Consider the following 26,269-nt stretch of genomic DNA (forward strand, 5'->3'; position numbering starts at 1 on the left):
CGTGGGCGACAGCTTTTCGCTCGCTGGGGCGGCGAAATTTATCCGGCTCCCCCCGGCCTGCAAAATCCGCGTGGGCGCGGCTGTTTGCAGGTGAGGCGCGGTGCCTGAATTATTTTCGCTCCTTAACCCGCGAAAATATTTCTGTCCGCTGCCTCATTTTTACGGCCCCTGTTTCTTCGCTCCTTAATCCGCGAAAAACAGAAGCCGTAAAAACCTGAAAACCGTCATGCGCTGTGCCCGTCTCGCCAGTATTAACCACGAACGCGGCCATATTTACTGATGATCTGACTGATAGCCGCCGGGTCTGCCGAATCACATTCAAGTAAAAACGATTGTCTGGCATCAGCTGTATGGTCAGGCAGAAAACCGTGTTTATTCTTTTTCACGATATTAAAGAATGCACGTTCAGCGGAATGACATTCACTGCCGCCGCCATTTCCGGTTGCTTTACCGTACATACATAACACCACCTCGCAGGCATCAGCAGCCAGTACAGATGTTGAACATGATGCAATAACGCAGAACAATAATACGGAGGATATTGCTTTTTTCATTTCAGTTACCATTATGATTAATTAAAGGTTGCGTTTTTTGGCTAATGTTATTTGTCGGGGTTATTTTCTGAATGTCTCTTTCGTGCTGTTTAAATGAACTGGCTTAAAGTAAATATCACTCATCCGGCGCACATCGCCGTGTATATCAATGCTGACGATGACATCAATGCTTTTAAGTACCTTGCGTAACAACACATCAAAAGGAATGTTCCGGCAGTCGGGGTTTTCATAACAGCGGTCAATGATCCCTTCAATACATTCTGCCGGACAGCCCGCATGCAGGGAGGTGATTAACCCCTCATGCCCGGAGCCGACAATTTTCAGCGCGTCCCACGCTTCCCGCCCACGAATTTCCGCCAGTAATATCCGGTCAGGGTTCATACGATAATTAGCACGGATCAGCCTGCCGGGCGTGACAATAGCATTATCCCCGGCATCCGCCGGGTAAAAAAGATGAACATAATTGCTGTGGTGATAAAAACGGATTTCGGGATTATCCTCAATCGTTACCAGACGGAGATGCAGCGGAATATAATGCAGCAGCGTTTTCATATAGGTGGTTTTGCCGGAGCCGGTTTCACCCACAATAAAAATCGTTTTGCCGTATTCCACCGCCTTTTCCATAAAGTGGGGAATATCCCCGCTGTGATATAACCGGATTAGTGCATTATCCTGACTTTCCGTTTTTTCCTGACCGGCCACGCGCTGATAAAATCCCGCATCAATCCATGACTGATGTGTTTTCTGCTCAAACGAGGGTTTGCGCAGCGTAATGGACACCGTATTACGTTCACAGGCCGGAGGAATAATCGCCTGAATACGTTCGCCAGATCCTAATGTTGCAGAAAGGATGGGTGATGTATCGTCAATATTATCGTCATGCCAGGACGCCAGCGCTCTGGCAAAAGCATGGCACTGACGCAACGTGATGGGGGATGCCTGTTTTTGCCATTTTCCCCGAATTTTTGTATGCAGCTCACCCGGCCGGTTAACAGCAATTTCTGTCAGGCCATCCTGAGCAAGAAAGTCGCCAAACAGCCGGTTTTTCATAAAATCCAGTGACAGGTTTTCAGCGTTCATACCATTTCTTTTTCAGCCGTAGTTGATAAACAGAGGAAAAATCAATATCCGTACCGGTCATGATGCCGATCACATCGCCCTGGTTCAGGTACATCGTGGGCGGGATATTGATGCTGTTTTCCAGCGTCGTTTTCGCCATTTCCGCCGTGGCGGCGCGGGTGTTTTCGGTATAGTCGGTATTGCGGTCTTTACCCGGCGCGGCATCTGATGCCGCTGCCGCCACGTCCTGCACGGTACTGAGCATCAGGGCGTTGCCGAAACGCGCCCAGAAATGGCTGTCGATCCAGCCCGCGATACCCGCCTCACCGAGCGGGCCGGTGGCCTGCGTATCGGTGAGCGGGATTTGCAGGCTGCCGGGCTCCGGCGTGCGCAGCTCCGTCCACAGCACAAACATCCGGCTGCGCCCGTGTTGCAGTGCGCCAGTGCGGTAGACGCCACGGGCGACCGTTCCTGCCGGGATCAGCTTCACGTGGTTACTGGCGCTCCAGACATTCTCACCGATCAGGCAGGAGATATGACCGCCAACATCGGATACGAAGCGCCGCATCATCGAACACGGAATATAACGATCCACCGGGATATAGAGATCGGGATCGAGGCCCAGCCGCCTGACACCAGTGACACTGGCAACGCCCGGATTGTCGTTGTTATTGCTGCCTGCCGGTGCTGTCGTATCCGGGCAGCGCAGACGTCCATCTTCGCCACTGACCAGTACAGACTGACAGGATGTGTACGCCGTGGAGGCTGACGGGCTGCCCGACGTTCCCGCGTTGCTGCGCGATCCGCTTCGGGACGTGCGTGTATCGTCGCCTGACCCTGTACTGTCGCTGTTCAGCCCGTCTGCCAGTGCTGCCGCCTTGTTCAGGGCGGGCGGCCCGGGCGGCAGAGCTGGAGTGGCCGGGGCGCTCTGACTGGCAGGGTCTGTGCTTTCCTGCCTCCCAGGCCCGAACAGGCCAAACGGGTTACTGTCCAGACCCAGATTCTTACGCTCATGCTGCACCGTACCGGAGGAGGGCGGCGCGGTGCCAGATTCTTTCTCATCACCCGTTTTCAGGGCGCTGAGAAGACGATCGCCACCGGATGCCAGCGCGATGACCAGGACCAGACTCAGCAGGCTGACGATCAGCGTGCGGCGACCTGAAGCTTTACGGAAACGGGTCACTTCCGGCTGACCGGGCGGCGTTTTCTGCTCCGGCTCCTGATATGCCATTGCCGCGCGGGCGCGTTCACGGGCTTCCGCTTCCCGTTCTGCGGTGGTTTTTTCCGGTTCGTCCGGGAAAGATTTGTCGGTCATTTTGCCTCCAGCGTAACGGACGGCGAAACGGTGTCACTGTTGGTCAGCGGGATACGCCCGGATCCGTCGTTTTCGATCCCCACCACCGAGGTGCCGTAACGCAGAACCAGTTGCGGCGATGCCGGAACCGCCATCACGGTGTAGTTGCCCTGTTTAATGGTTCGGGGCGTGACCGCCTGCTCCAGGCCGTTCACCACCCGGAAAACGGATGGCAGGGTTTTCGCAGGAGAAAAACCGATATACGCAAAACGACCGTCATCCCAGGTAAAGTCCGGGGCGATGGAGGCTGAGCCAGCTGCCACCCGTTTTGTATAGCGCCAGTTGCGCGGCGTGGTGGCCTGCCCGAATGCCGCCGCTATCCGCTGCCGGTCCAGTGCTTCCTGCTGATGTTGCTGACGGGCGGCGCTGGCGGCGGCAGACTTTTTTCGCAGTTCGTCGGGATAGCGGTAGCGGATAACAAAGGCCTGGGCGGGCGAGTCTTTATCCAGCACGTTCAGTTCCAGGCTGTAATCGCGCTTCGAGGTCACCACGAACAGATTGGTTTTCCAGTCTTTTGCCGTCGGCAGAAACACCTGGCTGACGTTGTTGCCGCTGGCGTCCGTGACCGGCTGGGTAATCGGGTTCGGGCTGACGCCCACCCGGTTGTCGCTTTTCGTCACGGTCCAGCCTTTGGGGAAACCCGCCTGCGCATCGATAACGGTTTCACCGTCATCAAACACCAGCATGGTGACGTAGCCGGGGCGGGTACTGACGACCGTGGCGTTCTGGCTGTTGTACGTGACGTTCTGCATCCGGCTGTCATACGCGCTGCCGCGCGGTGTCGCTGCGCCCCATGCCAGGCATGACACCATTAAGCCAGAGAGGAGCAGGGGATGTTTCAGCATCATTCCCCCCTCAGCTCTTTATCGCGCTGGTAGCTGGTGACGATAAAGCCCAGCGGGTTCACTTCGCGCTGGCTGTCGGTCAGTTGCCGGTGCGGGACGTAGCGGTAAGTGAGGCGGATATTCCACACATCCGTTTTCACGGAATTATCAGCAACACGACGGATTGTGCGCTTAATACGCAGTGTTGCCAGATTATCCGGCCCGGTGGCAGGCGCATGCACATTGGAAATAATGGCGATATAAACGACATATTCCGCCTTATTAAAAATCACGTCCGGTGCCTGGTCGCCGTTAAACCCGTCCAGATAGTCCCGGTTCACGCTGTCGCTGTTAAATAACTGCACGTCGTCATAATCACGCTGGAGGGAGAAATAATTATATCCCTCGCGAAGTCTGACATAGTGTGCTGCCAGTGAATGTGCCAGCGCTTTTTCAGCAGCAATATCCCGCTCCTTCACGCGGGTCATATATTCATAGCGCCCGGTCTGTTTATCCACTGACCATAATTCAGTGTCGGAGGTTTTCAGCGGCAGCAGAATAATAATGGCCGCAATCGCCATTGCGGCCAGAACCAGTCCGGCAGCGGCCACCCGCCAGGCGGTTTTTCGGGAACGCTCTTCCTTTTCCAGCAGTATGGATTCAAAAGAGCGGGAAACATTAACAATGTTCTGAATATCAGACATGGTGAGTCAGCTCCTGAATGATGGCGGGGGAATTCACTGGCTCGGGTTCGCCGGATACCGGTGGGAGGTCGCCCTGATGCCGTGCGCAGCCCGTGAGCGCGCACAGCATCAGAAGGATGATGCTGAATTTCATGGAAGCCCCTTATCGTATGGATGCAGGAATGCCGCACCGGTGGCGCAGGCCACGGCGTGACGGGGAAAGGAAATTAACGGCAGGGAGGATTAACGGTGACGCTGCCGGTTCAGGCGTTTCATGCTTTCGATGGCGGTGGTGCGTTTCTGCCAGGCGCTCACGGTTTTACCCGCGCCTGCGCCGGTGAGCCTGCCGGTCGCCGCGGCGACGGCCATGCCGCCTTTCGCAGCCAGGCGGGCACTGCCTCTGACGCCCGGCCCGGCAAGGCTGGAGGATTTATTCGCCAGTCCGCTCAGGCCACTCATGGCTGCCCCCTGCAGCACCGCCTGTACAGCGGCCCCGCTGAGTGCGCTGGCGAGCCTCGCGGAGAACCAGACCACCACACCTGCCGCAATCCCGGCCAGCAGGCACTGCGCCGCCAGCGTGACCATATTGGTTTCAGCGGATGTTTTTGTTGCAGCATCCAGTATCTTATTCAGGTAATTAATGGCGATACGGATGGATAAGGCGGAAAACATGATCGTTAATATTGCCGCAAAAATCGTTTTCAGCCAGTTATCAAACATCGGTTTAAGAAAACCGTACAGCAGGCAGAAAATAAAGAGCGGCGCGGTGGTGGTCATTAACAGGATGGTGATTTCGGCGAGCAGGTTGACAAAGGTGGCTGCCATCAGCAGGACAATAGAGCCGCCCCATACCAGCACTTCGGCAAGGCCGCCATTCAGTTTGACGTAAGTTGATGTGTCCATATTAAATAACTTTTGCCCCAGCGCCTGTGCCTTTCCCCAGACAGTATCGAGCAGCGCCCAGATATTATCATCGCCGCTGACACCGTCTTTGAGTCCCTGGATAGCCGCTACCGCCATATCAAGCCAGCCATCCCGGTTTAACACAAAGGTGGTGATCAGCAACATTCGCCCCACATCCCAGACGACATCTTCAACCGGGGTCCGGAGTTTGCCAGCCAGTGTCTGATAACCGCGATACAGTATAAATAAGGTAAAAGAGCTGACAATGATGACGCTGATCATCGTGCCGTAAGTGGAAGACTGACCTTCCAGTACAGCATTCAGTCCATCCATGATGTTTTTGTCCATACCAACAAAAATACCACCGGACATGGTGCCTCACCTGATATTTAAAGAAAGGAAATAAAAAAACAGGGAGAATTCCCTGTTTTGTTGGAGGAAATATTATTACTGTGTCACTGCATTTCGTTTTGCAGCTTCCTGCTGAAATATCGCCTCGAATTTTTCCTTAACCCCGGGCTGGCCTTCCTGTGCAAACATAAGTGCTGCCCGGTGGGCAAATTCGCAGTTATCGCTTGCCTCGCCATCCTTCAGGCATTGCGTATAAACCGCATAAGTTTCGTCAGGATGTTGCTTATACCAGGCTTCGGATTTGGTTTCCTTGCAGCCGGACAGTAATATCACGCCTGAGAGTGTGCATAAGGTGAATAAGGATCTGAGCACGGATAACCTCCTTATAAATTATTAAGGTCAGCAACAGGTGCCGTTAGCTGCTGCTGTTCAAAGGCTTTCTGTCTTTGCTGTTCCAGCAATGTCGTTCGCTGTTCAGCCTGCCTGACAGACATCTCCCACTGATTCGTCAGCGCATTTAACTGTACGCTTTTCGCCGCGATGGCGTTAGCCAGATCCTGAGACTCTTTCGAGTCCTGCGCATTCGATATACGGTCAGATAAGTCTGATATATCGCTGAGTGTGCTGTTAATCCTGTTTTCAACGTCAGTGGTATTCTCAATCGCCATTGCCTGATTGAGGATTATCTGTTTGCAACTGTCGGCCAGGGCCTGATATTTTATTCCTTCCTGTTCCTCGCTGCATACGCTGAACGATTTGTATTTACTGTAAAGGTGTTGCAGTTCATAAGAATATGAACTGTTCTTCGTGGTCAGCAGATCATCCAGTGAAATACCGTTCTTACGGAGATTATCAATATCGGTTTTCAGGCTTCGGGCATCACTGAGAAAACCCTGAATATCCCGCACGCCGGTTGCGGTAGCCAGTTGCTTCTTATACGCATTAAGTTCGCTTTTATAATGGGTAACCGTACCCTCCCATTGCTGTAGTTTCTGCATCCACTGGTTAATGGATTCGGTATTCTGCACGGCGTCGAAAACCGGTATTCCGGCGCTGAACGCCTGCGCCGAGAAAAATAACAATAATGCCAGACGGTGATTCCTGGAACGCATTGATAGTACCTCAGGTTGGCTTTCAGATTGCCCGGTCAAAAAAAGTATCTTTCCATTCATCAGGTCGCATACCATCCTGATAAATGGCATCGAATATTTTCAGGTTGTCCTCACTGCCGCTGAGAAGCCGGGTGAATTTACCCATCCCGGACAGATCCATTTTCGCCATCGCCACAAACGGGCGGGTTTCCCCGGCCCGCAGCGGTGTTTTCAGGATGACCATATAATGCTCGCCCGGATCCAGGCTCCTGACCGTGTCATAAACACTTTCCGGCACTTTCATTTTCTCCACGTAATCCGCATGGCTGGCTTTCGGGTTGGCGAGGAAAATCTGGGTACCGCACTGCTCAATAATCGCCGGGGCGATGGGGTGTCTGACGATTTCATCCGGTGACTGTGTTGCCGGAACGAAGATACCGTTCAGCTTTCGGATGACTTTCAGCATATTGAGGGAGAAGCGGGAAAATTCGACATCGGCCAGCCAGCGCCAGAACTCATCCATAAACATCACCAGGCGGCGACCATCCAGAAGACTGGTCACACGGTACAGCAGGTAAAAGGTCACGGGGCCGCGAATATCGTCATCATCCAGAAATTCGGTGCCGTCGATACCAAAGTTATCGACATCGCTGATGGTGAAAGTATCGGCCTCGTTATCAAACACCCAGCCGAACTCGCCCCCCTGCGCCCACTGTTTCAGGCGAATACGCAGCCCGTTGGTGCGGGCGTCTGTGGTCGGCGGCTCCGGCAGCACTTCCAGCAGCCGGGTGATCCCGTACCGGCGGTACTCCGGCGGATAGTCCAGCATGATGGTGTCCACGGCGGCACTGATCCGCTCCTCATCGCGCGGATCGAGCGGCTTACCGTTGCGGCGGCACAGCATGCGCACCAGCCGTTTGATGAAACTGATGTTCCGGCGGGTTGGCTCCAGCGCAAACGGGTTGAAGCCGGTGGGCTCGCCGGTATGGATGCGGAAATAACGCCCGCCCGCCTGGCGGATCGCCATCTCCGCCGCCCGGTCCTTATCGAAATACACCGTGGTCAGCCGTTTGATGGTGGCAGAAGGCGCAAACGACGCCGGGTTACGGTACTTCTGCATCAGTTGTTGCATAATGGTCATCAGCAGGGTTTTGCCGGATCCGGTTTTCCCGATAATCGCCGTATTCCCCGGCGTTTTCTCACCGGTGTCATCCCGCCCGGCCTGGCTGTCGTGCAGGTTCAGGTAATACCCGCCACCGCCGGGAGATGTGAGGATGGCGATGGCTTCCCCCCACGGATTACCGCTGCGTTTGTGGGGATGGAAGTTATGCAGGCAGGCTATATCGGCAAAATTCTGGCTGCTGACGGCCACCAGTCGGGGTCGCAGCGTATACACGCCCGGCAGTTGCGCCAGATACGCGGCGGGCAGTGACAGGGTGGAGAGCGTTGTCATAATACCAAGATCGGCGAAGGGCTGGGCCAGAACGTTAGTGTCCTTCACCACCTGTCCGGCACTGTCTGAGGAGATCAGCAGGGAAAAGTGGAATTTACCGCACGACACATGTCCGGACTGGAGCAGGTCGCGCAGGACAATCAGCTCTTCGCGCTGGGAAGTCGCGTCGTCGTCCGTGGAGTTAAGCCGTTTTTCCGCCAGACGGATATGATTCTGCGCCTCATCCCGTGCCATGCAGGTAAAGGACTGCGTCAGAACATACTCGCTTTCGGCGTACAGCAGCGCATCCAGCATACCGGTATGGGTTTCCGGGGAATAATCCTTAATCTCCAGGCTGCGGAAGAAACGGGAACCGCTGACCGTCTGGCATTCACCGGTGTCGGTGGTGAAAAAGACGTCTGGCGTACTGAGCGTTTCATAAAATGGTGAGCGCGTTACGGCCACCTTCTGCCACTGACCGGTAAGCAGACGATGGAAGAACGCCAGTTGTGAGGAATACACCCGCCCGTTTTCTTCATATATCCCCAGCGGCGTTGCCATATAGCGGGATAATGAAGATTCCAGTGCTTCGCGGTATTCCAGCATGATTTTGAGCGCGTCATCCAGTGCTGCCTGGCGTTTACTGTGCGACTGCGCTTTCATGGTTTTCTTCTCAATCTGAGAGAACGGCGCGTAGCAGACGGTGAAAAACAGCCGGTGCCGCCAGAACGGTTTGTCTTTTACCGGCTGGTAATACCGACGTGTTACCTCATCGGAAAAGGGAATACCCGAACAGGCTTCAAAAACATCATGGTATTTTTCACGGAGCCGGTGAATATAGAATGTTACCGGCAGACCCTCATACGAACGAATAACGTTATTCAGGTGCGTGGCCATCAGGGTCAGGTGATGTTCGTCTTCACATTCAAAGACTGTGCCGTCCAGCTCCCAGGTGGCAACCAAATCACGGTGACGGTTTCTGATGACGTAAGGGTGAATATGGGAGGAGTACGGAATATATTTATCCAGCGTAATACGCTCGTTTAATTTCATTTTCTGAATAAACTCCGAGACATCAACGTTATCGTACTGGTTTGCCAGCAGGGCATTCGCGCCAAAATGGGTATTGGTGAAAAGCCGCCCACGGGTTTTAAACGCCAGCCAGAGCAGACTGAAATAATGAATGTCCTTTCGGGTTTTATTTTTCATTTCCGCCCATGCAGGAATGAGCATAATCGCCAGGTAATAGCTGACATAGACTGCCAGCAGGACGATGGCCCCGCTGACGAGAACGAACGGCACCAGAGGAATACCCATAATGGCGGCAGGCCGCGTGAGTGCTTTATTCAGCGTAGCCATCGTTGCCTCCCTTATGACGCCCAGTAGGCACCGAAGCCGGACGCGCCGACGATCAGGATCGCGCCGATGATGATGTTACGCATGTCATGCAGGCTCTTGCCGTCGAACAGCACCTTGTAGCCCACCCACATAGTCGCCAGTGTGATGGTGACGGCGGCCAGTCCCAGCAGGCCGGTCGAGGTATTGCTCAGTGTTTCATTGGCCTTGTTAAAACCACTGTTCGCCGCCAGCACCGGGGCAGACAGCAGCACGGAAACAACAGCGGAGTAACGGCGTTTACGCATGATCATTTCTCCTCATCAGGGATAACAGGGATAGCGCCGCGAATGACGGAATCGGGATAATGCAGGGAAGTCAGGATCGGCGCAGTGGCACCGGCAGGCTCGCCGCGCAGCACAACGGCGGGATAACGGGCAGACGGTTGTGTGCTCGGGTCAGGGGCTCGCTGCCGGTCTTCCCGGGTGGACGGGACGACATAGCCAATGCGCTGTACGTAGCTGGTCTGGTTAAAGGCGGATTCCGGTCGCTGACCGGTTTCAAAGTTGCCGGAGTAGTAACAACTGAGCGCTCGTTTCAGAGTGCTACCGCGCCGGTAACAGTCGGCGAGAATGCGCTCAAATACCGACAGATTGATGCAAGGGTTAAGTAAGTCGCTGGCCGTGACGCCGTAATGGCGGAAATTGGTGCTGGTGATTTGCATCAGGCCGACCGAATAGCGTCGGCCTTGCGCCGCCAGCCGTCCGGTGAGGCTCATCGCCTCATCATGGCTTGCGGGAAAATGTGAAATCACACCTTTGCCGCCCGGCACGATTTCAGCAATGGCGTAAGGGTGAAAACCGGATTCGACCCGTGCCACATCAAGTGCCGTGGACGGGTGAACACTGGTGGCGCACTGCGTCGCCAGCGCCAGAAAGGCTGTGGTGGAAAGCATAGTGGCCTCGTAACCGTGGGTCCGGCAGCGTATACAAAAACACGTTACCGGGGAGAAGGACAAAAGCGGGTTAAACGGCTGCGGCATCCTGTGAAATGTCACTCTCTTCTCTCGGTTCAAGCAGTACCAGCCTGCCTGAAACCGCAATACCGGGGATCAGCACGATATTCAGGCCAGGCTTACCGTTATGTGCGAAGGCCACACCAACCCTGGTCCAGTACGTGTTTTTCTCGCCCTGTGCATCGGGCTGACTTCCCTGAGTGATAAAGACGTGATAATTGGGTTTTCTCATGGTATTTCCTTTAATAAAATAGCCGTGAAAGCAATAAAAAGGTCACATCCCGGTTCTGCATTCCGGTTTTAACGGGTCAGCGAGAACATTCAGCGGCACCCTGAATTGTGGTTACGTGACAGCCCGATCCAATTTGTTAAAGAACAATCCCCGGCCTGGACGAATGAACGTCCATCAGGGCAACCATGTTGTTATGGCATTTTCAGAATCAGATATTCAGTGCGGGATATAAACGATAAATTCAAAACAAAAATAAGAGAGATAAACTGGCGAGGATTATCAGATGCGGAAAGAGGGAGAAGGATGCAGAACAGATAATAAAGAAGGCATTCTATTTTAATGGAAACAGAAAGACGTGCAGAGAAATAATATCCCCGAACGTCTTTATCGCTATTATTAGCGTCTGCGATGCTCAAGTTGTTCCTGACATTCTGTACAGGTGGTTATGCCCGGCAGAGTCTGCCGTCGTTTTTCAGGAATAGGTTTACCACATATACGACAGTGAAATAATGATCGTGTTGAACCCGGCTTAAAACGGTTCTGCTCAATCATCTCCTCCAGTCGCTGTTCATTAAATTCCTGATCGCGGTCGATCTCATCCGGCATGGAGAGTCCTCCTGCCAGTAGCGGCTTCCTGTTCGCACAGTGCGATACGTTTCCAGACCGTGGTGAGTGACAGCGCTTCGGCCTCTGGCTGCAGGATTTCCGTCACCTGCATCATGGTGATCAGTGCATCGGGCGATTCAAGGTTTTCTACCCTGCGCTGCTGCCATTGCAACCAGATAGCCACATCTGTCTTTTCATCCGGTTCAGGCGTTCGGCCATACGGCACGCTGACACCCAGCAACCGACGGCGAAGGCAGACTTCATTGGAGGTGAGACCAAAATAGTGGTTCATCAGTGCGATGGAGCCGCCCAGTCGTATGGCCCGGTCAATTAGTTGTCGGCGCTGTTCTTCCTGACCAGAATGGGCCAGCAACTGGTGCAGAACATCGTGGCGTAGCGAGACTGCGATAAAAGGCGCGGCTGCTCGGCTCAGCGTAAAGAGTGCATCTGGCGAGAGCTGGCTGAGGGCATTCATTTCGTCAAATGTGAAACCGAGATCTTCACAGTGACGAATATTGCCTTCATTAAGCGCCTGCAGGGCATTGGTGAGTACGGCGTAATTTAGTGAAGGGATCATAATATGTATTCCGTATATTTTTTTCAACAGGCAAGATAGATGCAGAAATATCTGGGTATATAGCCTGTTGGAGGGTATTTAGTTGAATCAGTTGCTTTAATTCGCCTTCCCTTGACCGCGTTTAGCGCCGGGACAATTTAATATTGATCCATTCGTCAATTTCTGATTCCAGCCAGGCCACACTGGCTGGTCCGATTTTTATTGAACGAGGAAATGTACCCTCTTTCATATACAGATAGATTTGTGAACGTTTCAAGCCGGTTTTTTCTTCAACCTTTTTTAAGCGTAATAACTGATGTGATGTCATGATTGTCTCCTGTAGCAAAACAAACATTGGTATGCCTGGAGATAATAAAAAAGCATAACGGAAGGAGAAGTGGTAGTGGTAAACCCCGTATTACGGGGTTTAATAAACTAAATACGGGATCATATTGTTGACAGATAAACACAATATCAATTTAATAAGGATGAGGACGGAGGGGAGCCACGCTCTAGTGCTGTTTTTAAAGTATCACCGCTTAGACGGTCAGTGATACCATCAGCTGCCGCCCATTCTTCAAAAATTGTCAATAATTTATAGGGTTGTTTTATTAATGGACTGATAACATCATTGTGCCTACAAGCGAGCCAAAATAACCTTGACAAGGGTGTGGATATTCTAGTTGAAGAGGGGAGGGATTTCTCTGTAACCTGGGTGCTAATTAGTTTCTCAATCTCTGAGTAACGAATAACAAAGCAGGAATCCTGAGGCAAATTATAGAGGGGGAAATATTCTTGCTTTGTATTTTGATTTATCGTTCCCTCTGAAGAAATTCTCTCCATAATATCAAACGCCAGATCTGTTGGTAGGTTTTTTATTTGATGTTCAATTCTACACTTCTAGGTTGTTTTTTCAAACAGCTGAAAAACTTCATTGGACATAGTAACAGTGATGCCATAATTTACCGTGTTTTTCCCAATAATTGGTAATGGTATATTCAATGAGCATGCGAGAAATCGCTTTATTAAAATACATTCAAACCCAATAAGTGATGTATCAATAATATTTTGTGTGGAGTGGACGTATCTGCCCTCAGTACTGAAAATTGAGTCCCATCCATTAATAAAGCTATTTTTTTCTAGCAGACATAAACGATGAATCAATGTCCCTCTAGCTGGATGCATTTTTACTTTTTGAAATGCATATTTTATTTTTCGCAGAATAATTGGAGATTGAAAGTATATGGCGAGATTAATTTTATTATATAATGCATAACGGTAAATATCACTCTCTTTGATTCTTTCGTTGCTCTCTGTATTAATTATGTTAACGGCTTCTTGTATGGTTACCCAGTCAGGTTTCGGAAGCGAACCGTTTATGATCTCGCTGCTTTTCAACATGAAAAACTCCTTTTACATATTTTTCTATGCAAAACTTAAATTACGATTCACTGTTTCATTATTCATGAATATTATCGATAATGTACAAATGAACCCTATTTTATAAAGTAAAGAGTTTAAAAATAAAATTGTTAAACTAGTTTTTAGTTCGCTATGAAATTTTCTCTCGTAACTATGGATGAGGAGACAATTTCCTGAGAGCATAATGAAGGATGAACTGAATAATATTAAGACTAACGAAGATAAAACTCTATGAATAAAATATCGAGCCGAAATAATAAAGAGTAGTAGTACAAGATCTTTATGGCGAAAATTTTCATATTTTCGTTTGTAGGATCCCTGTTGAGAGAATTCAATAGTAATCCAATCTTTTATGTTGCAAGGGTTATGTTTGAGGCAGTTGCTTGAGCGCTGCTTTGGCTCATAGATGCTTCCTGGTGCTGGTAGAGAAATTGCCTCCCAGTGCTCCATTAGTTCTGAAAACCTTACTACTCCGATCATGCTAACGTCTCCTGACTAAAACGAACGGTACGGTTCGATTTGATCAGGATAGACAAAATTTCTGTCAAGAGGCAAGTTAGGGCGCTAACTAAATTTAGTCGCCTGGAGTTATAGAGAAGAACGATTCGGAAAATGTAATCCACTTGATGGTAGTGTTCCATATAATAATATGGAACAAATTGATAATATTATAAACTCCTGAGCATCTTCTAATTTCTTTAAAACTGGAGATTATAATTATCCTTTACGAAAGGCTAATAAAAAGGCATTGACCGCATCCTTTGCCCATTGATCACGCTGTGCAGCAGAAGTGGAAGATTTTGGATGCATTAAGCACTGTATTTGAGGCTCACCGCGTACCATATTCACGAATAAGGAAGCAACTGCATTTCGCCCAATACCACCTAACGAGATTTCTCCTTTAGATTCAGCTTGTTGTAGTATTTCTTCAACAATGTTATTTATCTTTTCTGGACCTGCTAAATAGAAACGTCTACCTAATTCAGGAAAACGCGGTGCTTCAGAAGCTACAACACGGTAGAGAGCGAGGCCATTTTCCGAAAGCACAATATCCAGATACGTTCGGGCTATTTTAAATAATTTATCATAAATATCTTTTCCCGAAATTTTAATTTTATGTACTTTTTGAAGAAAACGCTCACATTCTATTTCAATCACTGCTGTAAATAATGCTTCTTTATTTGGATAATATGCATATACGGTTGATTTTGAGACTCCGGCAGCCTGTTGGATCATATCTGTTGATGCTGCTGCATAGCCTCTTTCCAGAAAAATAGCTTTTGCTCCTTCAAGCACGCGTTGTGCTTTTTCAGGTAAGTTACTAACTATATCATTAGAAAGTATTTTATTTTTTCTTCTAGTGTCAATTGAGGTCTTTGTTGATACCGACATCTGCACTTCCTTATCCGGAATAAAGCTTGATCTTACCATAAGATGAAACTCGAAATCATATCGTTCAGGCCTGAGTGCTACTCACGTATTTTTGCGACGTAGTTGAGTGAAATTTGGTCTTGACTGTACCGAACCGATCGGTTTACTTTGTTCGCCGTAAACTAGAATAAACAGGGCGATCAAGAATGAGGTGTGTGTCAGGTTACAGATTTGCACATGGGACGAAGTCAGTAAGGTACCGTCCGCATTATCTGAAAGGATGTGTTATCTCCGTGCTCAGTCTTGCTTTGGGGTCATGTGCTGCGATCCCCGATCTGGGAACTGCTCCTCAGCCGGAGCAGGCTGCGGCGCTGATTTCACAACGCAGTTTTTCCGCTCCGCATGCTGACTGGCCGCAGGAAAAATGGTGGATGGCCTTCGGCGATACGCAGCTTAACCAGCTGATGAGTGAAGCCACCGCGCATTCACCTTCTCTGGCACAGGCAGAAGCCCGGGTGCGTGAAGCCACGGCCAGAACCGGTGTCGCCCGTTCCCGGTTATACCCGTCAATGGACGCCAGCGCGTCCATTGATAAAGAGAAGCTCAGCTACAACTACATCTACCCTAAAACAGCCGTGCCGCACGGATGGAATGATATGGGGCAGGCCAGCCTCAACTTTAGCTGGGAACTGGATTTCTGGGGTAAAAACCGGGATGCGCTGCGTGCCGCGACATCCGAAGCCAGCGCTGCTGAGGCAGATGCCGCCGCCGCGAAACTGATGCTGACGACGATGCTCGCGGACGCTTATATCCGTCTGCAGTACCAGTATGACAGTCGTGACATTGCGGCCCGACAACTGCGTAACCGGACGGATACCGTCAGGCTGGTGCAGTTACGCCATGCTCAGGGACTTGATTCCAGAGTCTCCGTGGAAGAAAGCGGTGCCCGGCTGGATGTCGCCAGAGCGGCGCTGGCTGAAGCCGATGAGCAAATCAAATTAACCCAAAACGGCATCGCGGCTTTACTGGGCCGGGGGCCGGACAGAGGGCTGGATATCCTCAGACCCCGGTTGCAGATGCGCCGCCCTGTCGGGTTACCTGATGCGCTGAACGCAAACCTGCTCGGACGCAATCCGGAAGTGGTGGCCGCACGGTGGCGGGTTGAAGCCGCCGCCAGCAATATCGGTGTTGCCAGAGCGCAGTTTTACCCGAACGTGAACCTGATGGCCTTCGTCGGATACCAGTCACTGGGGCTGAATAACCTGTTCAGCTCGGGCTCTGATATCGGGAGCGTCGGACCTGCCATCAGCTTACCCCTTTTTGAAGGCGGGCGTTTACGCGCCAACTATAAAGGTGCGAGAGCGGAATATGAATATGCGGTGGCGTCGTATAACGAGGCGCTGACACAGGCATTACGTGAAACTGCTGATGTTACACGGAGCCTTGCTGCTCTGGTGGGCAGGTCAGAAGCAACCGCATCTGCTTTGTCCCACAGCGAGGAAGCTTATCATCTGGCAAAAGCCCGGTATCAGGGGGGGCTGGCCGATTATCAGGAAGTTCTCATTTCTGAAGATGCGTTACTCCAGGCTGAGCTGGCGAATACAGCCATGCATTCCCGGGGTTATGTCTTGGATGTGTCACTCGTCAAGGCCCTTGGGGGCGGATTTGAATCCAGTTCAACATTTGATGCGCAGGTGAAACCGTAATGACTGAAGATAAAGATAAAAACGGCCCACAGGATATGGACAGGGCTCCGGATAACACGAATGCAAAACCGGATAGCGGTGATAAAAAAAAGCATCGCCGTAAATTATTCGCTTTGTTTGGTGGCGTCCTGATTCTTATCGCCATCGGTTATGCCATCTGGCTGATTTTCTTTGCCGGTAAATCCGTCTCAACGGATAACGCCTATACCGCTGCCGAAGTCGCAGACGTCACGCCGCTTGTCGGCGGACCGGTGAAGAAAGTAAATGTGGTCAACACGCAGCTTGTGCATGCCGGTGATGTACTGGTCGTGCTTGATGAGACGGACGCCAGAATTGCGGTGTCACAGGCTGAAGCTGAGCTTGGCAGCGCCCGGCGGAAGGTGATGCAGATTATGGCCAATGACACCGCTCTGGGCGGACAGCTTGATTCGCGTGAAGCAGGTATTCAGAGCGCCGAACATGATGTGGCGAGGGCACGAGCCCGGTTTGATAAGGCCACCCTTGATGAGCGACGTCGCCGGAATCTGGTGAAAGCCGGGGCCGTATCTGAGCAGGATTTTACGGATGCGCAGACAGAATTACGGGAGGCAACGGCCGCGCTGGGAGAAGCGGAAGCCAGTCTGAAAGCTGCTCGCGCTGGCAGTGTCGAAGCAAAAGGATCCCGGCAGGCGAACGAGGCCCTGTTTCTGAACAGTACCGTTGAAACTAACCCCATTGTGGTGGCGGCCAGAACCCGTCTCGATCAGGCCCGTATAAACCTGGCGCGTATGGTTATCCGGGCCCCGGTGGATGGAGTGGTAACACAGCGCTCAGTGGATATCGGGCAGCATGTTCAGGCTGGAAACCGGCTGATGCGGGTTGTGCCCATCGAGGATATTTATGTTGATGCGAATTTCAAGGAAGGTCAGCTCAGCGACGTCAGACCGGGCCAGAAGGTAGAGCTGACTTCAGACCTGTACGGCAGCGGTGTTGTTTATCACGGCGTGGTTCAGGGATTTGACGGAGGCTCCGGTTCCGCGCTTTCACTGATACCGGCGCAGAATGCCACGGGTAACTGGATTAAGGTCGTGCAGCGACTGCCGGTGCGTGTTCGTCTGGAGCGGGAAGAACTGCGTAAAAATCCTCTGCGCATCGGGCTGTCCATGGAAGTGACGGTGGACCTGACATCGAATGCCAGAGATGACCACACGGAGAAATAAGGTATGTCTGGTTCAGCATTTCCACCTCTGTCCGGATTCAAACTAGTTGTTGCGGCAATCGTGCTCTCGCTCGGGAATTTTATGGTGGTACTCGATACCACCATTACTAACGTCGCGATGCCCACAATATCCGGTTACCTGGGCGTGTCGACAACAGAAGGAATCTGGATCATCACCGCCTATGCGGTGGCTGAAGCCATCACGGTGCCGCTGACCGGCTGGCTGGCGATGCAGTTCGGTCAGGTGCGCGTATTCCTTTTTTCTGTTGTTGCATTTGTGATTTTTTCTGTCTGCTGCGGTCTTTCCTGGTCACTACCGAGCCTGGCCATTTTCCGTGTGCTGCAGGGGCTTGCCGGTGGCCCGCTGATCCCGCTTTCTTCCACGTTGCTGCTTGCAGCCTTCCCGAAGAAACAGGCCAACATTGCCGTGGCGCTCTGGGGAATGATGACGGTAGTAGCGCCTATATTCGGTCCGATACTGGGTGGGCTTATCTCGGATAACTGGAGCTGGCAGTGGGTATTTTACATCAATATCGGCTTTGGTCTGATTGTGGGGTTTGGGACCTGGTGGGTGCTGAAGGGGAAAGAAACACATATCAGCCGTTCCCGGCTGGACAGCGTGGGGCTGGGTCTGCTCGTCATCTTTGTGGCAGCCTTTCAGATCATGCTGGATAAAGGACGTGAACTGGACTGGTTTTCCTCGGATATTATCATTGTCTGCGCCATTGTGGCCGCTATTGCCCTGATCTCGCTGATTATCTGGGAGCTCACCGCTGAGCAACCGGTGCTGGATCTGAGCGTATTTAAGTCACGTAACTGGGTGGTATCTACCGTCACGCTCTGTCTGATGTTCGGTATTTTCTTCGGGAATATCGTGCTGACCCCCCTCTGGTTACAGCAATGGATGGGATACACGGCAACCTGGGCCGGGTATGCGACGGGCCCCATGGGGATCCTGGCCGTCCTGAGCTCGCCCATAATTGGTCGTCTGCTGCCGAAGGTCGATCCCCGTCTGCTGGTGAGCTATGGCATGGGGGTACTGGCGGTCTCCTTTGTGATGCGTGCCCTGCTGACGTCGCAGGCTGACTTTATGTCAGTTGCCGTTCCCATGTTCGTTCTGGGGGCCGGAGTTCCCGCCTGCCTTATCACGCTCACCTCGCTGGGCGTGTCCGAACTGCCGCCGGAGAAAGTGGCAGCCGGTTCCGGGCTGCAGAACTTCCTGCGTGTCATGTGCATGGCGGTAGGCTCTTCCCTGACCCAGACCTACTGGGAACATATGACAAAATTTAACCGAGCGGAGCTGGTGACGGCAATCAATCCTGACGTGCCAGGGATTGTCAGCAACACGCTGGGCGCGGCCGGTATTCCGACAGACACGTCAGCGGCTCTGTTTTCGAGAATGATCGACAGTCAGGCCATCATGCTGGCAACGAACGATTTCTATCAGTCGGCCACCGTTCTGATGCTGGGGTCCATAGGCATTATCTGGCTAATCAAAAAACCGAAAGGACCGCTTCAGAAGATGTCGGGCCATTAAATAACAGGAATGGCGGTAGCGGGAATGAGAAGGGCAGAGTATCTCCCCGTGAAAAGGTTTCATTATTTATTGCCGGTCTGCAAGTCCGTGAAATGAGGTTGTCCCATGCGATATCATAAATATAAGACCATTGTGAAGTGCCTGCCGGTAATAACAGGGACGTTATTACTAAGCGGATGTCATGCTGTTTTACTTGATCCCAAAGGGCAAATCGCTATTGAACAACGGGCGCTAATCATTACGGCTTTTTGTCTGATGTTAGTGGTCGTTATTCCCGTGGTTCTGATGGCAGTTGTGTTTACCTGGAAATACCGGACCACGAATACCACGGCGAAATATACGCCTGACTGGTCCCACTCCAATAAAGTGGAGGCGGTGGTCTGGACGGTGCCCGTCCTGATTATTCTGTTTCTGGCCGTGCTGACATGGAAGTCCACCCATGCGCTTGACCCATCCAGGCCACTGACCTCTGCGGTGAAACCCATCGATATCGAAGTCATCTCCCTGGACTGGAAATGGTTGTTTATTTATCCCCAACAGGGCATTGCCACCGTCAATCAGATTGTATTCCCGGTAAATACCCCCTTGAATTTGCGTATTACATCCAATTCCGTGATGAATGGCTTTTTTATTCCGGCACTCGGCAGCCAGATTTATGCGATGCCGGGCATGCAGACCCGGCTGCATCTGATCGCCGGTGAAACGGGAACCTTCAACGGAATCTCGTCCAGTTACAGCGGCAGGGGCTTTTCCGGCATGAAATTTAAAGCGACTGCCGTACCGGATAATACCGCGTTTGAACAGTGGATCGCTGATGTGAAGAAATCACCGGATATGCTGCTCGGTCCGGCTGATTTTGAAAAACTGGCTGAGCCTGACGAAAACCACCCGGTTGAATTCTTCTCTGTCATCGATCCGACGTTGTTCAGATACGTGACTGAAAAATTTAAAGCACACGATCACGATAAGGAGACGGGAATGACTGGGTCAGAGCCGGAACAACACCTCTCACACAGAGCGCGGGGAAATTAATTATGCTCACAGGAAAACTGACGCTGGATGCCATACCTGAGGACCCGATTGTCAGGGTAACGATCGTTGCTATTCTGATACTTGGTGTGGCAATTGTTGCCGCCATCACATATTACGGTAAGTGGAAATATTTATGGTCCGAATGGCTGACCTCCGTTGACCATAAAAAGCTCGGGATCATGTACATCATCGTCGCGTTCGTGATGTTACTGCGCGGCTTTTCCGATGCAATCATGATGCGCAGCCAGCAGGTACTGGCCTCATCCGGAGTGGAAGGGGCGGGGTATCTGCCGCCCTGGCACTACGATCAAATTTTTACGGGTCACGGTGTAATCATGATTTTTTTCGTGGCGATGCCTTTCGTTATCGGCCTGATGAATATTGTGGTGCCCCTGCAGATTGGCGCGCGTGATGTGGCTTTTCCTTTCCTGAACAACCTGAGTTTCTGGTTAACGGTGGTAGGCGTGGTGCTGGTTAATCTCTGCCTGGGAGTGGGGGAGTTTGCGACCACCGGCTGGCTGGCATATCCGCCGCTTTCGGAGTTAGCGTACAGTCCCGGTGTCGGGGTGGATTACTGGATATGGACACTCCAGCTGTCGGGGATCGGGACCACACTGACCGGGATTAACTTCTTCGTCACCATACTGAAAATGCGTGCACCGGGTATGACGATGTTTAAGATGCCGGTGTTCACCTGGGCGTCGTTGTGTACCAACGTGCTGATTATCGCTTCTTTCCCTGTGCTGACCGTCACGCTGACATTGCTGACCCTTGACCGCTATCTGGGCTTCCATTTCTTCACCAATGATATGGGCGGCAACATGATGATGTACGTCAACCTGATTTGGGCGTGGGGCCATCCGGAAGTGTATATCCTGGTGTTGCCGGTCTTCGGGGTCTACTCGGAAGTGGTGGCAACCTTTTCCAGGAAACGTCTGTTCGGTTATACCTCGCTGGTGTGGGCAACTGTCGCCATCACTTTGCTTTCCTTCCTGGTATGGCTGCATCACTTCTTCACCATGGGAGCCGGTGCGAACGTTAACGCCTTCTTCGGGATCATGACGATGATTATCGCTATCCCGACTGGTGTGAAAATCTTCAACTGGTTGTTCACCATGTATCAGGGGCGCATTCAGATGCACTCCGCTATGTTATGGACGGTAGGTTTTATTGTCACCTTTTCTATAGGGGGTATGACCGGCGTCCTGCTGGCCGTGCCGGGAGCTGACTTTGTCCTGCACAACAGCCTGTTCCTGATTGCCCACTTCCATAATGTCATTATCGGCGGAGTGGTGTTCGGCAGTATGGCTGGTGTGTCCTACTGGTTCCCGAAAGCGACGGGGTTCACCCTGAATGAAAAATGGAACAAGAGGGCGTTCTGGTTCTGGATCATCGGATTTTATGTGGCGTTTATGCCGCTCTATGTGCTGGGGTTCATGGGGATGACCCGCCGCTTGAGTCAGAATATTGACCCCCAGTTCCATCCCCTGCTGGTCGTGGCAGCCAGCGGTGCTGCGCTGATAGCCTGCGGGATACTGTGCCAGGTCATTATGTTCTGGGTGTCGGTGCGCGACCGCCACGAAAACCGGGATATGACCGGCGACCCGTGGGGCGGACGGACACTGGAGTGGTCCACCTCTTCCCCGCCGCCATTCTATAACTTTGCTGAAGTGCCTTTTGTCCACGAACGTGATGCGTTCTGGGAAATGAAGGAAAGAGGGGAGGCATACAAGCAACCTGCTAACTATGCCGAAATCCATATGCCGAAAAACAGCGGGGCGGGGCTGATTATTGGTCTGCTCTGCATCGGGTTTGGCTTCGGGGCTATCTGGCATATCTGGTGGCTGGCGGGATTGTCATTCCTCGGGATTATCCTGACCTGGGTTATTAAAAGCTTCGATGAAGATGTGGATTATTACGTACCCGTCGCCGAGATAAAAAAAATCGAGGATCAGCACTTTGCAGAAATAAACAAAGCCGGTGTGACATATGGTAAGTGAAGCCCTGGATTCATCCTTCCGCACCCGTGCTGAGCACGGGCATCAGGGTACAGGTACCAGTAAGGTCTTCGGCTTCTGGATCTACCTGATGAGCGACTGCATTATCTTCGCCACCCAGTTCGCGACTTACGGCGTCATGGTTCATAACATTGCAGGTGGTCCGGCGGGTAAGGATATTTTCGAACCTCCGTTTGTACTGGCGGAAACTGTGCTGCTTCGTAAGCGTTAACCGGACGCCGTATTGACACTGGTCAGGCAGGTATAGCCACGTTCCACGGCAGAAGTTCACCAACCCTGTTGGAAGGCCACTCAGGCAGAACGCTCAGGATGTGGCGCAGATACGCTTCTGGATCGATACCGTTCAGACGGCACGTTCCGATCAGTCCGTACAGCAGTGCACCACGTTCGCCACCATGATCGCTCCCGAAGAAGATGTAGTTTTTCTTTCCCAGGCAGACGGCGCGAAGCGCCCGCTCCGCGGCGTTATTGTCGGGTTCCGCCAGACCGTCACGGCAGTAGTAACACAGGGCATCCCACTGGTTCAGGGCATACGTGAACGCCTCTCCCAGCCGGGATTTTTTCGACAGTGTCGCACTTTTCTCCACCATCCACTCATGCAGTGACGCCAGCAGCGGCGCACTCCGCGACTGTCTGGCCGCCAGACGCTCTGTCTCCGGCATGCCGCGTATTTCCGCTTCGATGGCGTACAGTTCGCCGATGCGTTTCAGCGCTTCCTCCGCCGTGGCGCTCTGGCTGCTGATGTACACGTCGTGGATTTTTCGGCGGGCATGCGCCCAGCATGCCGCCTCTGTCAGCACGCCGCCTTCTCGCGATGTACTGAACAGCCGGTCATACCCCGCGAAGGCATCTGCCTGCAGGACGCCACGGAAGGAGCGAAGGTGCAGCTCCGGGTGTTTTCCCTGCCGGTCCGGTGAGTACGCGAACCACGCTGCCGGAGGATCTGACGAACCGGCATTCCGGTCATCCCGGACATACGTCCAGATACGCCCGGTTTTCGTCTTTTTCCTGCCCGGCGCCAGCACCGGCACTGGAGTATCATCTGTATGCAGTTTGCGGCAGTTCATCACGTAGTGATAAAGGGCTTCGTCCAGCGGCGCCATTAAACGGCAGCACGTATCCACCCAGTTGGAGAGCAGTGCGCGGCTCAGCTCCACCCCCTGGCGGGCAAGGATTTCCGTCTGGCGGTACAGCGGCAGATGTTCACAGTATTTGGCTGTTAACACACGGGCCAGCAGACCCGGTCCGGCGATACCCCGCTCGACAGGACGTGACGGCGCGGGAGCTTCCACGATACCGTCACATTTTGTGCAGGCTTTTTTTACCCGCACTGTGCGGATCACTTTCAGGGCGCTGGCAACCAGCTCCAGCTGCTCCGCGCTGACTTCGCTGAGGTACGCCATTTCACCGCCACATGCCGGGCAGCAGGTTTCTTCCGGCTCCAGCCGGAGTATCTCACGGGGAAGATGTTCCGGAAGCGGACGACGGTGCCGGGACTGACGGAGCTGGCGGGGAACCTGCGGGTCGTCTTCCCGCCCACTGTAACGATCGCTCGCCTGTTCGCGCTGTTTCAGCAGCGCTTCGGCCTGTGCCACCTCGCGGCGCAGTTTTTCAGAACGGGTGCCGAACATCATACGGCGCAGTTTTTCTATCTGAGACCTCAGGTGTTCTATCTCCCGTTCGTCTTCCTCGATCTTTTCTTCAGCGCGGGTCAGCGCAGAGCGCAGGAAGGCCTCAGTCTCGGCAACGAGACTGAGCTGGCTGTCTTTCCGGCGAAGTTCTTCTTCCAGCGCGGTGATACGGGCGAGATAGTCCTGACTCATGACCCATTTATAATGCGGCCATGCTTTTTTTACAACATTGTCAGTGAGTTAAGACGGGGTGTTTTGGGCTGACGCCAGTCCAGCTTATCGAGGAGCATGGCCAGTTGCGAGCGACTAATGGCCACCTTGCCGTCGCGCACGGCGGGCCAGATGAACTGCCCTTCCTCAAGGCGTTTGGTGAAGAGGCACAGTCCATCCGCATCTGCCCAGAGAATTTTGACGGTATCACCCCGGCGGCCACGGAAGATGAACAGGTGGCCGGAGAAGGGGTTCTCATCCAGTACGTGCTGTATCTGCTCGCCCAGACCGTTGAAGGATTTACGCATGTCGGTGGCGCCGGCGACCAGCCAGATACGGGTGCCAGACGGGAGGGAGATCATCGTCCCCTCCCGGTCAGTTCGCGAAGCAGTGTTTTCAGGATAGCGGGAGATAAGTTCCCTGTCAGGCGCAGACTGGCGCTCCCGACAGCCACTTCGCAGGTCATCACCTCACCGTAAGCGGAACCGGATGGTTCATAGTGTGGTTCTGCATGATGTGACAGGGACATGTCAGATACCACAACAGGGATGACAGCATCAGGTTTACTGACTGAACGTTGTATTTCATCGGGCAAAAGGTGGCTGTAGCGCTGGCGCCATGTAAACAACAGATTGTCATTAATCCCGTGTTCTCTGGCCAGTTGGGCCACGCAGGCTCCAGGCTGATAAGATTTTTCGACAAGTTCCAGTTTAAAGTCCATGGAGTAAGACGCACGAACCCTGCGGGGACGAAGAGAATCTGACATTGATAGAGTCCATTAACGTTTATAAGAGGACTCTATCATCGTCAATCACCGGAAATTTCAACAGACGGTACTGAGATGACGCTTACGCTGCTTCTGTTTAGCTCGATTACCTATGGTTTTGCTGTTATCAGCATGGATAAAGACCGCGAGGGCGGTGTACTTGGATGGCTGACCCTGACATTTCTGTGTGGTCTGGGTTTTATCGGAATGGAAGTCTGGGAGTTCAGTCACCTGACTGCTGAGGGTTTCGGCCCACAGCGCAGTGGCTTCCTGTCAGCGCTGTTTACTCTGGTGGGCACCCATGGTCTGCATGTGACATGTGGACTGATCTGGATGCTGATCCTGATGTATCAGGTTGCCCGACGAGGTCTGTCAGGATTCAGTCGCCCCCGTCTGATATGCCTGAGTCTGTTCTGGCATTTCCTCGATGTCATCTGGATTTGCGTGTTCAGTATTGTTTACCTGATGGGAGCAATGCCATGAGACATTCTGCAGACGCACAGGGCGTAGCTTACGGCAATACGATGTCTTATATAACCGGCTTTCTCCTGTCGGTCATTCTGACGGTGATCCCGTTCTGGCTGGTTATGGACAGTGGTGTTTCCGCAGGGATCATCGCAGGCGGGGTCATGACGTGTGCCGTTGTTCAGGTGCTGGTACATCTGGTGTATTTTCTTCACCTGAATGCTTCTTCTGAAATGCGCTGGAACCTCGTAACCATTGTCTTTTCCGCTGCCATTATCTTTATCATTATTACCGGGTCGTTGTGGATCATGTGGAATCTCAATCATCAGATGATGTGAACAGGGCTTTGGCCTTTCTGTTATTCCTGTCTGCCTCATTGTGGGGGGCTATATATGGACATAAAAAAAATACGGAAGGAAAAGATAAACCGACTTGTGGTGTATGAAATTATGCAATGGATTGATGAGCATCTGGAGGAGCCGCTGAAGGTTGAGGATGTTTCTGCAAAAGCTGGTTATTCAAAATGGCATTTTCAACGGATGTTCAAGGAGGTGGCAGGAATAAGTCTAGGGAAATATATAAAGCTTGAAAAACTAAGACGTGCTTATTTTTTACTGGAGAATACGGATATACCCGTCATAGAGGTGTGCTTTATGCTCGGGTTTACCAGTCAGCAGGTATTTACCCGAGCGATGAGAAATGAAATGCATCATACACCAGGGGCTGTCAGAAGGAATAAACCTGTTCTGAAAAAGAGTTCTGGTATAAAGCGTGATGAGTTATAACCCTCTGTGAATATCATACCCCTCATTGTTTTGTTCTAAAATTACAGGGCGGATTTTAATACCAACTGACAAGGATAAATGGAAGGGGAAATACCATGAAGAAGATACAGAAAAATAACAACAGCATCTGCGT

27 protein-coding genes and 3 pseudogenes are annotated in these 26,269 nt (G+C 52.1%); 9 read left to right on the forward strand and 21 right to left on the reverse strand.

The features are described 5' to 3' along the window. Positions 1-251: 251 nt before the first annotated feature. From H7R76_RS09015 to H7R76_RS09100, 18 genes and pseudogenes are all read right to left on the reverse strand, one after another. Positions 252-554 (reverse strand): TrbM/KikA/MpfK family conjugal transfer protein, encoded by a 303-nt coding sequence (locus tag H7R76_RS09015; RefSeq protein ID WP_050310693.1) that lies wholly within the window; start codon positions 552-554, stop codon positions 252-254. Between the two features lie 60 nt (positions 555-614). Further along, positions 615-1,634, reverse strand: a complete 1,020-nt coding sequence (gene virB11, locus H7R76_RS09020) for a P-type DNA transfer ATPase VirB11 (RefSeq protein WP_003036362.1) — start codon at positions 1,632-1,634, stop codon at positions 615-617. Next, on the reverse strand, positions 1,624-2,928 hold the full coding sequence (gene virB10 / locus H7R76_RS09025) for a VirB10/TraB/TrbI family type IV secretion system protein (protein WP_050310694.1): 1,305 nt from the start codon (positions 2,926-2,928) through the stop codon (positions 1,624-1,626). The genes virB11 and virB10 overlap by 11 nt, the downstream gene beginning before the upstream one ends. Then, entirely contained in the window at positions 2,925-3,815 is an 891-nt protein-coding gene (gene virB9 / locus H7R76_RS09030) for a P-type conjugative transfer protein VirB9 (protein ID WP_003036368.1), read from the reverse strand. Before virB9 ends, virB10 begins: the two co-directional genes overlap by 4 nt. Continuing rightward, the gene (locus H7R76_RS09035) at positions 3,812-4,495 is read right to left on the reverse strand and encodes a VirB8 family type IV secretion system protein (RefSeq protein ID WP_050310695.1); all 684 of its coding nucleotides are present in this window, start codon (positions 4,493-4,495) and stop codon (positions 3,812-3,814) included. Before H7R76_RS09035 ends, virB9 begins: the two co-directional genes overlap by 4 nt. Further along, positions 4,488-4,628 carry a hypothetical protein gene (locus tag H7R76_RS09040; RefSeq protein WP_020078407.1) on the reverse strand — a complete coding sequence of 47 codons (141 nt, stop codon included), beginning with the start codon at positions 4,626-4,628 and terminating at the stop codon, positions 4,488-4,490. The genes H7R76_RS09035 and H7R76_RS09040 overlap by 8 nt, the downstream gene beginning before the upstream one ends. An 89-nt stretch (positions 4,629-4,717) precedes the next feature. Continuing rightward, on the reverse strand, positions 4,718-5,749 hold the full coding sequence (locus tag H7R76_RS09045) for a TrbL/VirB6 family protein (protein ID WP_050310697.1): 1,032 nt from the start codon (positions 5,747-5,749) through the stop codon (positions 4,718-4,720). A 75-nt stretch (positions 5,750-5,824) separates the two neighbouring features. After that, a complete protein-coding gene (locus H7R76_RS09050; RefSeq protein ID WP_047063072.1) occupies positions 5,825-6,100 on the reverse strand; it encodes an EexN family lipoprotein in 276 nt (91 codons plus the stop codon). 11 nt (positions 6,101-6,111) lie between these two features. Beyond that, entirely contained in the window at positions 6,112-6,840 is a 729-nt protein-coding gene (locus tag H7R76_RS09055; RefSeq protein ID WP_050310699.1) for a TrbJ/VirB5 family protein, read from the reverse strand. Positions 6,841-6,862: 22 nt separating this feature from the next. Continuing rightward, positions 6,863-9,610, reverse strand: coding sequence for a VirB4 family type IV secretion/conjugal transfer ATPase (locus H7R76_RS09060; protein WP_050310701.1), 2,748 nt, complete (start codon positions 9,608-9,610; stop codon positions 6,863-6,865). An 11-nt stretch (positions 9,611-9,621) separates the two neighbouring features. Beyond that, positions 9,622-9,900: a TrbC/VirB2 family protein gene (locus H7R76_RS09065; protein ID WP_003036389.1), complete on the reverse strand. Its 279-nt coding sequence runs from the start codon at positions 9,898-9,900 to the stop codon at positions 9,622-9,624. Further along, positions 9,897-10,541: a lytic transglycosylase domain-containing protein gene (locus H7R76_RS09070; RefSeq protein ID WP_003036391.1), complete on the reverse strand. Its 645-nt coding sequence runs from the start codon at positions 10,539-10,541 to the stop codon at positions 9,897-9,899. The genes H7R76_RS09065 and H7R76_RS09070 overlap by 4 nt, the downstream gene beginning before the upstream one ends. 70 nt (positions 10,542-10,611) lie before the next feature. Then, on the reverse strand, positions 10,612-10,833 hold the full coding sequence (locus tag H7R76_RS09075; RefSeq protein ID WP_050310702.1) for a hypothetical protein: 222 nt from the start codon (positions 10,831-10,833) through the stop codon (positions 10,612-10,614). A gap of 396 nt (positions 10,834-11,229) precedes the next feature. Then, positions 11,230-11,439 carry a TraR/DksA family transcriptional regulator gene (locus H7R76_RS09080; protein ID WP_050310705.1) on the reverse strand — a complete coding sequence of 70 codons (210 nt, stop codon included), beginning with the start codon at positions 11,437-11,439 and terminating at the stop codon, positions 11,230-11,232. Further along, entirely contained in the window at positions 11,429-12,016 is a 588-nt protein-coding gene (locus tag H7R76_RS09085) for a DUF2857 domain-containing protein (protein ID WP_003036399.1), read from the reverse strand. The genes H7R76_RS09080 and H7R76_RS09085 overlap by 11 nt, the downstream gene beginning before the upstream one ends. Before the next feature lie 121 nt (positions 12,017-12,137). Then, positions 12,138-12,323, reverse strand: coding sequence for an AlpA family transcriptional regulator (locus tag H7R76_RS09090; protein WP_003036401.1), 186 nt, complete (start codon positions 12,321-12,323; stop codon positions 12,138-12,140). A 146-nt stretch (positions 12,324-12,469) separates the two neighbouring features. Next, positions 12,470-13,396, reverse strand: a pseudogene (locus H7R76_RS09095) (hypothetical protein). Between the two features lie 738 nt (positions 13,397-14,134). Beyond that, positions 14,135-14,809: a TetR/AcrR family transcriptional regulator gene (locus tag H7R76_RS09100; protein ID WP_077266344.1), complete on the reverse strand. Its 675-nt coding sequence runs from the start codon at positions 14,807-14,809 to the stop codon at positions 14,135-14,137. A 272-nt stretch (positions 14,810-15,081) separates the two neighbouring features. On the opposite strand from H7R76_RS09100, the gene H7R76_RS09105 reads away from it, so the two are divergent. From H7R76_RS09105 to H7R76_RS09130, 6 genes and pseudogenes are all read left to right on the forward strand, one after another. Next, complete coding sequence (locus H7R76_RS09105) at positions 15,082-16,494, forward strand: efflux transporter outer membrane subunit (protein WP_003036410.1); 1,413 nt, start codon at positions 15,082-15,084, stop codon at positions 16,492-16,494. Then, a complete protein-coding gene (locus H7R76_RS09110; RefSeq protein ID WP_050310708.1) occupies positions 16,494-17,693 on the forward strand; it encodes an HlyD family secretion protein in 1,200 nt (399 codons plus the stop codon). Before H7R76_RS09105 ends, H7R76_RS09110 begins: the two co-directional genes overlap by 1 nt. Before the next feature lie 3 nt (positions 17,694-17,696). After that, positions 17,697-19,229: a DHA2 family efflux MFS transporter permease subunit gene (locus H7R76_RS09115; protein ID WP_023137328.1), complete on the forward strand. Its 1,533-nt coding sequence runs from the start codon at positions 17,697-17,699 to the stop codon at positions 19,227-19,229. A gap of 105 nt (positions 19,230-19,334) precedes the next feature. Further along, positions 19,335-20,261, forward strand: coding sequence for a ubiquinol oxidase subunit II (gene cyoA, locus H7R76_RS09120; protein ID WP_023137327.1), 927 nt, complete (start codon positions 19,335-19,337; stop codon positions 20,259-20,261). Between the two features lie 2 nt (positions 20,262-20,263). Next, positions 20,264-22,261 carry a cytochrome o ubiquinol oxidase subunit I gene (gene cyoB / locus H7R76_RS09125; RefSeq protein ID WP_050310710.1) on the forward strand — a complete coding sequence of 666 codons (1,998 nt, stop codon included), beginning with the start codon at positions 20,264-20,266 and terminating at the stop codon, positions 22,259-22,261. Beyond that, positions 22,251-22,478: pseudogene (locus H7R76_RS09130) on the forward strand (cytochrome c oxidase subunit 3 family protein); the annotation flags it as partial. The gene cyoB and the pseudogene H7R76_RS09130, both read left to right, overlap by 11 nt. A 34-nt stretch (positions 22,479-22,512) precedes the next feature. On the opposite strand, the gene tnpC reads toward H7R76_RS09130, so the two are convergent. The 3 genes from tnpC to tnpA are packed head-to-tail and all read right to left on the reverse strand — an operon-like array spanning position 22,513 to position 24,886. Further along, on the reverse strand, positions 22,513-24,102 hold the full coding sequence (gene tnpC, locus H7R76_RS09135; RefSeq protein ID WP_064146682.1) for an IS66 family transposase: 1,590 nt from the start codon (positions 24,100-24,102) through the stop codon (positions 22,513-22,515). 29 nt (positions 24,103-24,131) lie between these two features. After that, positions 24,132-24,482, reverse strand: a complete 351-nt coding sequence (gene tnpB, locus H7R76_RS09140; RefSeq protein WP_032414478.1) for an IS66 family insertion sequence element accessory protein TnpB — start codon at positions 24,480-24,482, stop codon at positions 24,132-24,134. Then, positions 24,479-24,886, reverse strand: coding sequence for an IS66-like element accessory protein TnpA (gene tnpA, locus H7R76_RS09145; protein ID WP_015632445.1), 408 nt, complete (start codon positions 24,884-24,886; stop codon positions 24,479-24,481). Before tnpA ends, tnpB begins: the two co-directional genes overlap by 4 nt. Before the next feature lie 87 nt (positions 24,887-24,973). On the opposite strand from tnpA, the pseudogene H7R76_RS09150 reads away from it, so the two are divergent. The 3 genes and pseudogenes from H7R76_RS09150 to H7R76_RS09160 form a co-directional block, all read left to right on the forward strand. Further along, a pseudogene (locus tag H7R76_RS09150) lies at positions 24,974-25,369 on the forward strand (cytochrome c oxidase subunit 3); the annotation flags it as partial. Continuing rightward, on the forward strand, positions 25,366-25,689 hold the full coding sequence (cyoD, locus tag H7R76_RS09155; RefSeq protein WP_050310712.1) for a cytochrome o ubiquinol oxidase subunit IV: 324 nt from the start codon (positions 25,366-25,368) through the stop codon (positions 25,687-25,689). The pseudogene H7R76_RS09150 and the gene cyoD, both read left to right, overlap by 4 nt. Before the next feature lie 54 nt (positions 25,690-25,743). Next, entirely contained in the window at positions 25,744-26,136 is a 393-nt protein-coding gene (locus H7R76_RS09160; RefSeq protein WP_003030860.1) for a helix-turn-helix domain-containing protein, read from the forward strand. Positions 26,137-26,269 lie beyond the last annotated feature (133 nt).

Source organism: Klebsiella sp. WP8-S18-ESBL-06, from assembly GCF_014169755.1.
Taxonomy (GTDB): Bacteria; Pseudomonadota; Gammaproteobacteria; order Enterobacterales; family Enterobacteriaceae; genus Kluyvera; species Kluyvera ascorbata_B.

Coding starts and splice junctions, on each gene's coding strand:
- H7R76_RS09015 (WP_050310693.1), bottom strand. CDS start 554: ATGAAAAAAGCAATATCCTCCGTATTATTGTTCTGCGTTATTGCATCA.
- virB11 (WP_003036362.1), bottom strand. CDS start 1,634: ATGAACGCTGAAAACCTGTCACTGGATTTTATGAAAAACCGGCTGTTT.
- virB10 (WP_050310694.1), bottom strand. CDS start 2,928: ATGACCGACAAATCTTTCCCGGACGAACCGGAAAAAACCACCGCAGAA.
- virB9 (WP_003036368.1), bottom strand. CDS start 3,815: ATGATGCTGAAACATCCCCTGCTCCTCTCTGGCTTAATGGTGTCATGC.
- H7R76_RS09035 (WP_050310695.1), bottom strand. CDS start 4,495: ATGTCTGATATTCAGAACATTGTTAATGTTTCCCGCTCTTTTGAATCC.
- H7R76_RS09040 (WP_020078407.1), bottom strand. CDS start 4,628: ATGAAATTCAGCATCATCCTTCTGATGCTGTGCGCGCTCACGGGCTGC.
- H7R76_RS09045 (WP_050310697.1), bottom strand. CDS start 5,749: ATGTCCGGTGGTATTTTTGTTGGTATGGACAAAAACATCATGGATGGA.
- H7R76_RS09055 (WP_050310699.1), bottom strand. CDS start 6,840: ATGCGTTCCAGGAATCACCGTCTGGCATTATTGTTATTTTTCTCGGCG.
- H7R76_RS09060 (WP_050310701.1), bottom strand. CDS start 9,610: ATGGCTACGCTGAATAAAGCACTCACGCGGCCTGCCGCCATTATGGGT.
- H7R76_RS09065 (WP_003036389.1), bottom strand. CDS start 9,900: ATGATCATGCGTAAACGCCGTTACTCCGCTGTTGTTTCCGTGCTGCTG.
- H7R76_RS09070 (WP_003036391.1), bottom strand. CDS start 10,541: ATGCTTTCCACCACAGCCTTTCTGGCGCTGGCGACGCAGTGCGCCACC.
- H7R76_RS09075 (WP_050310702.1), bottom strand. CDS start 10,833: ATGAGAAAACCCAATTATCACGTCTTTATCACTCAGGGAAGTCAGCCC.
- H7R76_RS09080 (WP_050310705.1), bottom strand. CDS start 11,439: ATGCCGGATGAGATCGACCGCGATCAGGAATTTAATGAACAGCGACTG.
- H7R76_RS09085 (WP_003036399.1), bottom strand. CDS start 12,016: ATGATCCCTTCACTAAATTACGCCGTACTCACCAATGCCCTGCAGGCG.
- H7R76_RS09090 (WP_003036401.1), bottom strand. CDS start 12,323: ATGACATCACATCAGTTATTACGCTTAAAAAAGGTTGAAGAAAAAACC.
- H7R76_RS09100 (WP_077266344.1), bottom strand. CDS start 14,809: ATGTCGGTATCAACAAAGACCTCAATTGACACTAGAAGAAAAAATAAA.
- H7R76_RS09110 (WP_050310708.1), top strand. CDS start 16,494: ATGACTGAAGATAAAGATAAAAACGGCCCACAGGATATGGACAGGGCT.
- H7R76_RS09115 (WP_023137328.1), top strand. CDS start 17,697: ATGTCTGGTTCAGCATTTCCACCTCTGTCCGGATTCAAACTAGTTGTT.
- cyoA (WP_023137327.1), top strand. CDS start 19,335: ATGCGATATCATAAATATAAGACCATTGTGAAGTGCCTGCCGGTAATA.
- cyoB (WP_050310710.1), top strand. CDS start 20,264: ATGCTCACAGGAAAACTGACGCTGGATGCCATACCTGAGGACCCGATT.
- tnpC (WP_064146682.1), bottom strand. CDS start 24,102: ATGAGTCAGGACTATCTCGCCCGTATCACCGCGCTGGAAGAAGAACTT.
- tnpB (WP_032414478.1), bottom strand. CDS start 24,482: ATGATCTCCCTCCCGTCTGGCACCCGTATCTGGCTGGTCGCCGGCGCC.
- tnpA (WP_015632445.1), bottom strand. CDS start 24,886: ATGTCAGATTCTCTTCGTCCCCGCAGGGTTCGTGCGTCTTACTCCATG.
- cyoD (WP_050310712.1), top strand. CDS start 25,366: ATGAGACATTCTGCAGACGCACAGGGCGTAGCTTACGGCAATACGATG.
- H7R76_RS09160 (WP_003030860.1), top strand. CDS start 25,744: ATGGACATAAAAAAAATACGGAAGGAAAAGATAAACCGACTTGTGGTG.